Annotated in this window: 9 protein-coding genes; 7 read left to right on the top strand and 2 right to left on the bottom strand. The window is 56.1% G+C overall.

Features of this window, described 5'->3' with window-relative positions; genetic code table 11:
* Positions 1-2,876 (bottom strand): indolepyruvate ferredoxin oxidoreductase family protein (locus ABYP39_RS13530; protein WP_372783025.1); only part of this gene is annotated, 2,876 nt, incomplete at its 3' end.
* A 118-nt stretch (positions 2,877-2,994) separates the two neighbouring features.
* A complete protein-coding gene (locus ABYP39_RS13525; protein ID WP_372783023.1) occupies positions 2,995-3,492 on the bottom strand; it encodes a VOC family protein in 498 nt (165 codons plus the stop codon).
* Between the two features lie 245 nt (positions 3,493-3,737).
* Here ABYP39_RS13525 and ABYP39_RS13520 point away from each other — a divergent pair, with 245 nt between their 5' ends.
* From ABYP39_RS13520 to ABYP39_RS13490, 7 genes are all read left to right on the top strand, one after another.
* Positions 3,738-4,985 (top strand): amidohydrolase family protein, encoded by a 1,248-nt coding sequence (locus ABYP39_RS13520; RefSeq protein WP_372748187.1) that lies wholly within the window; start codon positions 3,738-3,740, stop codon positions 4,983-4,985.
* A gap of 43 nt (positions 4,986-5,028) precedes the next feature.
* The gene (locus tag ABYP39_RS13515; RefSeq protein WP_372783021.1) at positions 5,029-6,423 is read left to right on the top strand and encodes an SRPBCC family protein; all 1,395 of its coding nucleotides are present in this window, start codon (positions 5,029-5,031) and stop codon (positions 6,421-6,423) included.
* Positions 6,424-6,517: 94 nt separating this feature from the next.
* The gene (locus tag ABYP39_RS13510; protein ID WP_372750201.1) at positions 6,518-6,832 is read left to right on the top strand and encodes a Rieske (2Fe-2S) protein; all 315 of its coding nucleotides are present in this window, start codon (positions 6,518-6,520) and stop codon (positions 6,830-6,832) included.
* Between the two features lie 153 nt (positions 6,833-6,985).
* On the top strand, positions 6,986-8,188 hold the full coding sequence (locus ABYP39_RS13505; protein WP_372783019.1) for an acyl-CoA dehydrogenase family protein: 1,203 nt from the start codon (positions 6,986-6,988) through the stop codon (positions 8,186-8,188).
* On the top strand, positions 8,185-9,195 hold the full coding sequence (locus tag ABYP39_RS13500) for an acyl-CoA dehydrogenase family protein (protein WP_372783017.1): 1,011 nt from the start codon (positions 8,185-8,187) through the stop codon (positions 9,193-9,195). Before ABYP39_RS13505 ends, ABYP39_RS13500 begins: the two co-directional genes overlap by 4 nt.
* Before the next feature lie 212 nt (positions 9,196-9,407).
* On the top strand, positions 9,408-10,598 hold the full coding sequence (locus ABYP39_RS13495) for a MaoC family dehydratase N-terminal domain-containing protein (RefSeq protein ID WP_372760279.1): 1,191 nt from the start codon (positions 9,408-9,410) through the stop codon (positions 10,596-10,598).
* Between the two features lie 116 nt (positions 10,599-10,714).
* A partial coding sequence (locus tag ABYP39_RS13490) for an AMP-binding protein (RefSeq protein WP_372783015.1) occupies positions 10,715-11,583 on the top strand: 869 nt, incomplete at its 3' end.

Raw genomic sequence — 11,583 nt, 5'->3', positions numbered from 1 at the left:
GTTTCGTTCTGATAGCGATTTAGCAACGCAGTACGGTTCACCAATACCTCATCGACCGAGTCCAGCGACACTAACTCAGGTTTGTCATTAATTCCTGCGGCCAAGGCTTGCGGGTCATGTGCTGCCAGCCGCCCCAGATTGAGAGTTCGCAGATTGCCTTCCGCAAATGTGCCATTCAGGCGTATCGCCTGCTGCACCGACTCCAGACTGAGCGGCAGCAAACCTTTCTGAATGGCGAAGCCGAGCATCAGCATATTGGTGCCGATACTGTCGCCAGTCAGGTCAGTGGCCAGCTTGCTGGCGTGGATATCAAAGATTGCACCGCCGTCGAGCGCCTCGATAATCGCGTTACGCAGCCGCGCTTCACCCAGATCGAGGGTTTTGTTGCTTTGAAAATCACCGGTAGGTGCTACGTCGTTATTGAGTACAGCAGTGGTTTGGCCGGGCTTGACCGTTTTCAGCACCGGCGCATTGGAGCCGACAATCATATCGCAGGCCAGAATCACATCCGTCATCCCTTCGCTGAGGCGCGAGGTGTAGATGCCTTTCGGGTCTGGCCCAATGCGGATATGACTGGTGACCGCCCCGCCCTTTTGCGCCATACCGGTCATATCCAGAATAGTTGCGCCCTTGTTGTCGAGATGGGCCGCCATTCCCAGCAAGGCACCGATGGTAAGCACGCCGGTGCCACCAATACCGGCTACCAGCAGGTTATACCCATCATCACTTAGCGGCGCCAATGCCGGAGCCGGCAGTGAACTGATTAATTGCTCCAGCCGCTGAGGATCAGCACTGGAGCGCACCGCAATTTGGGCCCCTTCCACAGTGACAAACGAGGGGCAAAAGCCTTTAACGCAACTGTAGTCCTTGTTGCAGGTGGACTGATCAATCTTGCGCTTGCGCCCCAGTTCGGTTTCCAGTGGCAAAATGGAAATACAGTTGGATTGCACAGAACAATCACCGCAGCCTTCACAGACTTCCGGGTTGATAAACAAACGTTTGTCCGGATCGTCCATCAGGCCACGTTTGCGGCGACGGCGCTTTTCAGTAGCGCAGGTTTGCTCGTAAACAATGCCGCTTACACCCTCGGTATCGCGCAGAATTTTCTGGATGCTGTCCAGTTCATCGCGGTGGGCAAGCCGCGCTTTTTCCGGCAAGGTATCACCGGCATAACGATCGGGGTTATCGCTAACCAGATAAACGGGGTTTACCCCTTCCGACAGCAGCTGATTCACCATGTCCAGCGGCGAAATCTGCTGCTCGACCGGCTGGCCGCCAGTCATGGCCACCGCGTCGTTGTAGAGCACTTTAAAGGTGATATTGGCGCCGGCTGCAACGGCCGCGCGCACGCCCAGAATGCCCGAGTGGGAATAGGTGCCATCGCCCATGTTCTGGAACATGTGCTTGGTATCAACGAACTGATGCACTGAGAGCCAAGGTGAACCCTCATGCCCCATTGGCATAAACTGCATGGTGTCGCGATCCATCACCACCGCCGCCAGCCCGTGGCAGCCAATGCCTCCCATGGCTTTGGAGCCTTCCGGCAATTTGGTGCTGGTATTGTGGGGGCAACCGGAGCAGAAATAGGCCGGACGCACCATCGGGCCGCCGACGGTTTTGCTCTTTTCTTCCAACGCTTCAAACTGACTGTAACGCGCTTCGAGTTCATCGTCGGACAAGTTTAACTGACGCAGCAGCGTCACTAGCGCACGACGGGCATGGCCGACGCTCAGTTCACCAACCGACGGCAGCAGGGGTTTGCGCTCTAGATCCAGTTTGCCGGCCAGTTTTGGCCGTTCGCTGTCACGCAAATCATAGAGCGCACGCGCAATCTGCTCTTCCATTACCGGGCGTTTTTCCTCAAACACCAGCACTGCGCGACTGCCCTTGGCAAAGTCATTCAAACCCCGGGCATCCATCGGCCAGACCAGTCCCGGCTTGTATAAGCGCAGACCGATAGCGCGGCATTTCTCCTGCGTTAGCCCTAGATCTTCCAGTGCCTGCCTGACATCCAGAAAGGCTTTACCTGCGGTCACGATAGAGAGATTGCGCTGTTCAGCGTCGATCACTACGCGGTCAATGCCGTTGGCGCGGGCAAAGGCGGTGGCGGCGGGCAGGCGGTAATTGACCAGCCATTCCTCTTCCACCAGCGCAGGCAAATTCGGGCGCAGATTCAGTCCTTCCGGCGGCACAATCACATCGTTCGGCGTGATATAGGGTTTGTGCGCATCCGGCAGCTCAATACAAGCTGAGAGATCCAGCGTATCGGTAATGGTTTTCAGGCCCACGTAGCAACCGCTGTAACGCGACATGGCCCAGCCGAACAGGCCGAACTCGATGATTTCAGCAATGGTCGCGGGATAGAGAATGGGCACCAGCGCCGCCATCAAGGTATTTTCAGACTGGTGGGCGCTGTCGGAGGATTTACCGCCGTGGTCATCGCCAGCCACAATTAGGAACCCACCCTTCTCGGCCGCGCCCTCCAAATTCCCCAACTTCATGGATTCGCAGGCGCGATCCACACCGATGCCCTTACCGTACCAGAGTCCGAAAATACCCTCGTACTCGGATTTTCCGAACCAATGCAGTTCTTGGGTTCCACGAATAGCACTGATGGCTAGTTCTTCGTTCAGGCCCGGTTTAAACACAATATTGTGTTCATCGAGCAGTTTCTGGGCACTCCACAAGGCCGAGTCGTAAACACCGAGCGGCGAACCCCGGTAGCCGGAAATATAGCCCGCGGTTTTCAGGCCCTGCGCGGCATCGCGGCGGGCCTGATCCAGCGGCAGGCGCACCAGCGCCTGATTGGCGTTGAGGAACACTTGCCCGCTGGTTTGCAGGTATTTGTCGTTGAGGGTGACAACAGGCTTTGACATTACATTCAGTTACTCAGGAGCTTGCTTGAGGCTTTCTGTGGAAGTGGGAGCTGCCCCTGCCCGCGAATCTTTTCTGGCTGCACTGCCCATTCGCGAGCAAGGCTCGCGCCCACACTGACTATTCTGAAATCACTGACTTCTTTCCAACCGGCGGCAGGTTATCCAGCGGAAAATCACAGTTGGCGTCGATGGTTTCTTGAATTTCGATCAGATTGCCCTCGGGGTCGCGGCCATACAGGGTTTTCACGTGATCCATAACAATTGGCCCGTCTTCCGGGAAGGTCATTCCCAGGCCCTTCAGGCGCACCAGTTCTTCTTCAATACCGATGGCATCTACACAGAAGTGGGTGTAGCCCTTGTCGTAAGGGTCGAGCCCCTTGGTATTATTGGCTGCAGGCTTCTGATACTCGAACATCTCCATATAACAGGTGCCCGCTTTGAGCATGGCGCCACGAGCCGCAGAATTTTTGACGGAAACGATACGATCGATAAATTCGTTGTTTTCCCAGCTGAAGGGCTCGCCAACCACTTCGAAACCAAAGGCCTCTTTGTAGAACCTGATCATTTTGTCCATATCGTGTACGTGAACCGCGATGTGGTGTATGCCTCTTATCATGGTGGGATTTCTCCTTGCTGCGTTGTCGGTCGCGGTCCGACGCTCGACGCCGAGCACCTGGCCATTCCCTGAGTACCCAAACAGTCTAATCCCTCCCCCGCCACCTCGTAAGCCACCCCACACAAGCAGGCAAGTGCCTATGCTGCCTCGGTCATTTAGGGGCTTACCCCCTATAGGCATAATGATTGCCAAGCTGAATAAGATGCCCGAACCACGGATTCGGGCCTACCTCAGGAGACAGAACCATGAGCAAGACACTGATCCGCGGCGCAAAGATCTGGGATGCCACGGGCGCCAAGGCTTTCGCTGGGGATATGCTGATTGACGGTGATCGCATACAGAAAATTGCCAAAGAAGGCAGTCTGCCGACCGACGGCTGCGACCTGATCGATGCAAAGGGCATGTTTCTAATGCCCGGCATGACCGAAGGTCACGGCCACCTGTCATTTGACAATGTCACCGCCACTGAAAGCCTGATCACGCCACCGCCGGAAGAACATACCCTGCTTACTGCTCGCGTCGCCAAGCGCCTTCTCGATCAGGGGTTTACCAGCGTCTGGGGTGCCTCGGAAGCCAAACTCCGGCTAGGTGTTGCCGTACGCAACGAGATTGACGCCGGCAATCTCAAAGGCCCGCGCATCCGCGCCGGATCTCTGGAAATCTCCGTAACCGGTGGTATGGGCGACGAAAGCAAAGCTCACGATCCACGACCGGGTGGCCCTTCCCATATAATCGATGGGCCCGAAGAAATGCGTAAGGCCGTGCGGCTGGCCTGCCGCGCAGGCTGCGACAACATCAAACTGGATGTTTCCGGCGATCCGTTCTATCCAAACACTCCGGCGCATTCCACGCCCATGACGTATGACGAGGTCAAAATGGCGGTGGATACCGCCCACGCCTATGGCCGCAAGGTCAATGCCCACGTACGCTCCATCGGCGGCGCCCAAATTTGCCTGAAAGCAGGCGTGGATGTGCTGTTCCACTGCGAATTTTCCGACGAGGAAACGCTGGATCTGTTCGAAGAGCATAAAGAACGGGTCTACGTAGCGCCGACCGTCAGCCTGTTCCACACCCTCCTCTATGAAGCCGAACCCTATATGAGCGCCAATATTGCTAAGGCTATGGGAATCGACCGCTTGCTTGAGGCCTCGGCAATTACCCACAACGCCCTGCGCCAGCGCGGCATCAAACACGTCATTGGCGGTGATTACGGCTTTGCCTGGAGTCCCAACGGCACGAACGCCCGCGATGTTGGCTTCTTCGTTCAGTACTTTGGCTATACCGCCGAGGAAGCCCTGATCTGCGCCACCGCAAACGGTGGCGCCATGATGACCATGGGCAGTGAGGAAAAGCTGGGGCTACTCAAGGAGGGTTATCTGGCCGATATGGTGCTGGTAAACGGAGACCCCCTGAGCGACCCCGCCGTGCTGGTGCCAGCCGACAACCTGAAACTGATAATCAAAGGCGGCGCGGTTCATAAAAACGCCATTTGACTCAACGTATTACAAGAACGCATTTACTAATGGGAGAGAGAAAATGACTGCCCAAGCCAAACTCGACAAAGGTGAGGCCCGCTGCCCCGACGCGCCGAGCACTCAGGAAATCATAGCCAAAGATTCCGTCGCTGCACCTTCGTGGGTTCGTTGCGAATCCTATGAATTCCTCGGCGATGAGGATATTTCGACCGACCGTTACTACGATCCAGAATTCGAGAAAAAAGAATACGAAAACCTTTGGACGCGTACCTGGCAGTTTGCCTGCCGCGAAGAGCATATTCCCGATGTGGGCGATTACTACGTTTACGACATCGGTCGCAAATCCTTCCTGATTACCCGTGTCGCAGAAAACGAAATACGCGCCTACTATAACGCGTGCCTGCACCGGGGCACCAAGTTGCGCGCTTCCGGCACCGATGGCTGTGCCCACGAGTTCAAATGCCCCTTCCACGGCTGGACCTGGAATCTGGACGGCAGCCTTCAGTTTGCGCAAAACGGCTGGGATTTCCCCCATGTTAAAGCGGAAGAATTTGAATTACCTCAAGCCAAAGTTCAGGTACTTGCTGGCTTTGTGTTTATCAACATGGATCACAACGCACCGCCGATGGAGCAATACCTTGGCAACGAGTTTATGAGCCACTTGAACGCGTGGAAGCTCGAAGACCGCTATATTCACTGCCATGTCAGTAAGGTGATTCCCGCCAACTGGAAGCTCACCATGGAGGCCTTCATGGAGGCCTACCACGTCATTGAAACCCACCCACAGGTTGCGCCCTCTAACGCTGACGCCAATTCCCAGTACGATGTGTTTGGCGAACATGTGGATCGATTTATTTCACCACTGGGTGTGGTCAGCCCTCACCTTGCGGGGGAGATCACCGAACAGGATATTCTCGACCAGTTCACGCTCGGTGACAGTGGCGCCCTGGGCGACACCGAGCGCAAGCTCGGCGAAGGCGAAAGCGCCCGCCAAGCCATGGCCAATATGTTCCGCAAAATGTTTGAGGAAGCCGCCAACGCAGACCTGAGCCATATATCAGACTCGGAACTGCTGGACTGCTTTTCCTATACCGTATTCCCCAACTTGTTCCTGTTTGCTGGCGTTTCCCTACCGATGATCTACCGCTTCCGCCCGGTGCCCGGCGATCTTCGCAAGTGCTTGTACGAGGTCTTTTTCCTGCGCCCGCTACCAAAAGACGGCGAGCGACCCGACCCCGCAGAATGCGTGCATCTGGAAGAGCATCAGTCGTTCACCGAAGCCGAAGGCATGGACGAAGGCTTTGGTGTGATTCTGGATCAGGACACCGAAAACCTATTGCTGCAACAACAGGGGGTAGAAGCCAGTGCCAAACCAGGCATCACCCTGGGTAACTATCAGGAAATCCGTGTGCGCCACTTTGAACAGACAGTTGAAAAGTACGTCTACGGAAAGTAACCCCCCTCGGGGGAGCCACTCGGCTCCCCCGTTTTCACACCCCGAATTCACTTTCCTGCAGAAAAGCAGTAAACTTCCTGCGAGGTATACAACAGTGTCGACTACTTTCACGCAATTCTGCAAGGCTGATGAAATTCCGCCAGGCAGCAAAAAAGCCGCTAAGATCAATGATACTTGGGTGCTGGTATGCCACACCAAAGACAAAAAGCTGCTAGCCGTTTCGAATTGGTGCTCTCACCAGAAGAAACCGCTGAGCGGCGGTAAAATGCGCGGTTGCGCTATCACCTGCCCGGTGCACGGTGCGAAATTCGACCTGGAAACTGGCGAGGCACTGAACCTGCCAGCAACCCAGCCGGTTCCAAGGTATGAAGTGCGCGTGGTAGAAGACTGGATAGAGGTCGCCGTTTAAGCCATTCACAGCAGAATGGCCTCTCTCTCGCGGGGCGGTGCGACGATTCGCGAGGGACGGGGTGAGGGAGCCCAACCAGCTCATTCCCACCCAAAACGCCCCTCACACAAACTCTCTACCGATAAAAGAGGGCTTTAAACGAGCAAGCACGATATGACAGCAGAACTGAACACCCTGCGCGCCGAAGTTCGCGCCTGGCTTGAAGCCAACAAACCTGCCGCCTGGCGCCCGGCCATGACCAATGTCGCGCAAGAAGATTTTGTCGCCCTGCAAAAAGACTGGTTTGGCAAAATGGTCGACGCCGGTTACGCCACCCCCCACTGGCCCGAAGGCTGGTCCGGCGGCGGACGCTCACTGTCCGAACAAAAAGTCATTTTTGAAGAAATTGCCCGCGCTGACGCACCGCGCCTGATTCTCTACTTTGTGGCCCTTTATCACGCCGCCTGCACATTGTTCGAATGTGGCAGTGAAGCCCAGAAAGAAAAATACCTGCCAGGCATTCTCAAAGGCGAAATCTGGTGTCAGGGCTTCTCCGAACCCAATGCAGGGTCAGATCTTGCTTCACTCAAAACCCGCGCCGAACGCCGTGGTGACAAATACATTGTTAACGGCCAGAAAACCTGGTCCACCATGGCCCAATACGCAGACCGCTGCTTGCTGCTGGCGCGCACCGACAAATCTGGCCCACCACAGGCAGGGCTAACCTATCTGCTGCTGGATATGAAATCCCCCGGGGTTTCGGTGGTGCCGATTTCGCAGATCACTGGCGACGACGAATTCGCCGAAATCTTTTTTGACGACGTAGAAGTGTCGATCGAAGACCTTGTCGGCGAAGAAGGTAACGGCTGGGCTGTGGCGCAGGCTACGCTGGCTTCTGAGCGGGGGCTAACACTCGTCGAGCTTACCCAGCGCATGCAGTTTGGTCTGCGACTGCTCGCCGACACCATGAAGGCGCGTGGCAAAGATAGCGACCCGGTTATTCGCCACGAGCTCGGCGCCCTCATCCCTCAGGTAGATGCCGCCTGTGCGGTTGCCGATCAATATCTACAGAAACGCATAACCGGCACTGAGCAGGTGGGCGATGCCTCCATTGTCAAACTCTACTACGCGCAAGTGCTGCGCAAGCTGGTTGCGTTGGGTACCAAAGTGAACGGGCTGGAAGGTCAGTACCACGGCGGATTTATGCGCGGTGCCACCCAGGAAACGGGCAACTGGACGCTGGATTTCATGAACTCTTACAACTGGTCTATTGCTGGCGGCAGCAATGAAGTGCAGCGCAATATCCTCTCTGAACGCATGTTGGGTATGCCGCGCGAACCCAAAACCTGGCAATTGGACGAAGGCGGCAAATCATGAGCGTTGAATTAAATGAATTGCGCGATTCCGTCCGTCAGGTTGTTGACGGCCACGAGGGCTATGGTGCCGCGGCCCCGTTCTGGAGCCAATGCGTTGAACTCGGCTGGCTTATGGTCGGCATCCCGGAAGAGCTCGATGGCCTGGGTATAGGCGATGCTGCTGCAACCGCCGTGCACTTGGAATTGGGACGAGGCCTCTCCGGCGCGCCGGCTATGACCACCATGCTGACCATTGATGCCGTCTGCAACAGCTCTCTGGATGACAAGGCTGGCTGGATTTCCACCCTGATTAGCGGTAACGCGGCTACCGCAACACTGGCAGAATCCGGTGTTTCGATAACCGACGGCAAGCTGAGCGGAACACTTCAGGCAGCACTCTGCGCCGATATCGCTAGCCATGCGCTTGTATGGACTCAGGACCGGAAAACCCTCGTGCTACTTGATCTCAGCCAAACCGGCATAGATCGTCAACCGCGAAAAACTTGGGATGAAACCCGCTCGCTGTTTGATGTAGATATTCGCGGCATCACTCTGGCAGAACAGACCGTTCTCGCCACCGGGGAAGCGGCGGTTAAACAGATAAATCGTTTGCTGGCTCTGCGCGACTACGCACTGGCTGCCGACGCCATCGGCGCCGCCACTGCCCTGCTCGCCATGACCGTTGAACACTTAAATACGCGGGTTCAGTTTCGTCGACCACTGGCCATGTTCCAGGCGTTGAAACACCGCTGCGCCGATATGAAAACTGCTATCGCAGCGAGCGAGGCCATGTTACTCGACGCACTGAACAACACTGAGCCTATGACAAAAGCGGCGGCAGCCAAACAACTGGCCTGCCAAAACTTCATGAATACCGCCGAAGACTGCCTGCAACTGCACGGTGGCATCGGCATGGCCGATGAGCACCCCTGCCATTTGTTCCTGAAACGGGCCCTGCTCAACCAGCAACTCGGTGACAGTGAAAGCTACGAACACCGCATTGCCGAGCAGTTTCTGTCGACCCTATGACTATGCGTCAAAAGCCTCTCTCCCACGGGAGAGAGGCTGCACTGGCGGCGAGCCAGTCGCTACACCCTACCCATCCGATTTGCACAGAATGTCCAAGCAATCGCACAATGTGCTGAGAGTCCACTTGTGGGCTGGAGTAGCATCATTTCCATACTTGGCCGTCACTGCCATTGTGGTGATGAGCGACGCCTTAAACGTGAAGGAATGTAACCATGTCTGCACAAGCAAAAGATAGCACCGTTCAATTGGACATGAGCGATGTCGACAAGTGGGTTGGGAAGCCCATCATTTTTGCTGAGCTGTGGGACCCCTGCAACGCCACCGATATCCGTCGCTGGGTGCAGGCTATGGACTACCCCAACCCGGTTCACTGGGATGAAGAGTTCGCCCGCACGTCGAAATGGGGTGGTATTGTCGCACCGCAATCTTTTACGGTTGCCATGGACTACGGTCACGGCTGCCACCCGGCCTGTGTCGGAAAAATTCCCGGCTCGCATCTTATTTTTGGCGGCGAGGAATGGTGGTTCTACGGTTCGCCTGTTCGTCCCGGCGACAAGCTCTTTCAAAATCGTCGCTTTGACGGTTACAGCATTGCCGAAACCAAGTTTGCCGGCCCCACCGTATTCGCCCGAGGCGACACCGTTCACCGCAATCAGAATGGAGCCTTGATCGCCAAGGAGCGCTCCACCGCAATTCGCTACCTGCGTGAAGAAGCCAAAAAACGCGGCATGTACGACAAGGAGCAGCGCGTTCCTAAAAAATGGACACAGTCCGAGCTGGACGAAGTAAACAAACTTCGACTGGATTGGATCATGTCCAACCGCGAAGGTGTTTCACCTCACTTTGAAGAGGTAAACATTGGCGACAAGTTACCACGCCGCGTCGTAGGCCCGCACAGCGTAGTCACTTTCGCATTGGAATGCCGCGCTCACCGCCAGAATATCTGGGGCACCTGGCGCTGGAATGTGCCCGAAGGCGTGTATGACCCGGCCAAGGAAGACGCCGGCTTTGCCGAAAATATGACTTACGATCACGAAGCACGCAAATTTGATCCGCGCCAGGGCGATGGTCTGTTCCACGGGCCCTCAAGCGGTCATATCAACGCTGACAAGGCCGAGGATGTGGGCATGGGCGGCGCCTACGGCTACGGCGCGTCGATGAGTTCCTGGTTCCACGATTACGTGGCTTACTGGGCCGGGCACAACGGTTATATCTGGCACTCGAAGTCCCAGTTCCGCCAGCCGGCCTTCGAAGGGGATGTGACTTACATCGACGGCGAAGTAATCGACAAAATTGAAATGTCCCCCTATGGCATGCCGGTGGTTGTGGTGAAAGTGAAACAGACAACACAGGATGGAGATGTGATTTTGAGTGCCACTGCGGAAGTAGAGCTGCCTTACTAAACGAGGTTTTTATTGTGGGAGCCAGCCCTGCTGGCAAATCTGCTACCAGCAGGGCCGCTCGCTTTCGGCCAACGGTCGCTTCGGAAAACTCCCACTAGTGCTATTGTGGAATAATAATGAACCAAGCCCCCTCCCTCATCCATGCCCCACCCCTTAGCGAAGAGCCCGGACTCGGCGCCCTCTCCCTGCCCGGCTATATCAAAGAAGTCACAGAGCGCTATCGTGACAACGAAGCGGTGGTCATGCACCACAACGGCCACGTTATACGCTGGAGCTATCGGGATTTGTGGGAGGAATCCGTCGCGGTAGCGAGATCCCTGATTGCTTGCGGCGTCAGCAAAGACACCCGTGTCGGTATTCTGATGACCAATCGTCCGGAATATCTCAGCGCCTTATTCGGCACTGCCATGGCCGGCGGGGTCGCCGTCGTCATCAGCACCTTTTCAACACCCTTAGAGCTAGAGCATTTGCTGAAGATGTCAGAGATCTCGGTGCTGCTCTACGAGGATCGAGTACTGAAAAAGGATTTTGGTGCCATCCTGTCTGAACTGGAGCCTGCGCTGCACGCGGCTGCGCCGGGCGCTATCGACTCCCCGCGGTTACCCTACCTGAAGCACCTGGTTAGCCTGAAGGGTGTCACCGCGCTCGAAGGCAGCTCTCCAGCGACAATAGCCAGCAGTCTCAACTGGAACGCATTTATTGCCGAAGGCCAAAAGATAGCTGAAAGCACCGTGTACGCGAGGGCTGACCAGGTCCATCCCTGCGATGCGGGTGGTTTGTTTTTTTCCTCGGGAACCACTAACCTACCCAAGGCCATACTGCATTCCCAACGCGCCTTTACTCTTCAGTTCTGGCGTTGGCCTCGGCTGTGGGGGCTGGATGAGCCCTGCCGCAGCTGGACTGGCAACGGGTTCTTCTGGTCCGGCCCGATGACCATAATTATCGGCACAGCATTGTCCACTGGCGGCGCGTTGATTCTCCAACC

This window comes from Litorivivens sp., assembly GCF_041625495.1.
Taxonomy (GTDB): Bacteria; Pseudomonadota; Gammaproteobacteria; order Pseudomonadales; family Spongiibacteraceae; genus Litorivivens.
Note: the sequence above shows the minus strand (reverse complement) of the source record. Positions and strands in the feature narration are given on the sequence as shown.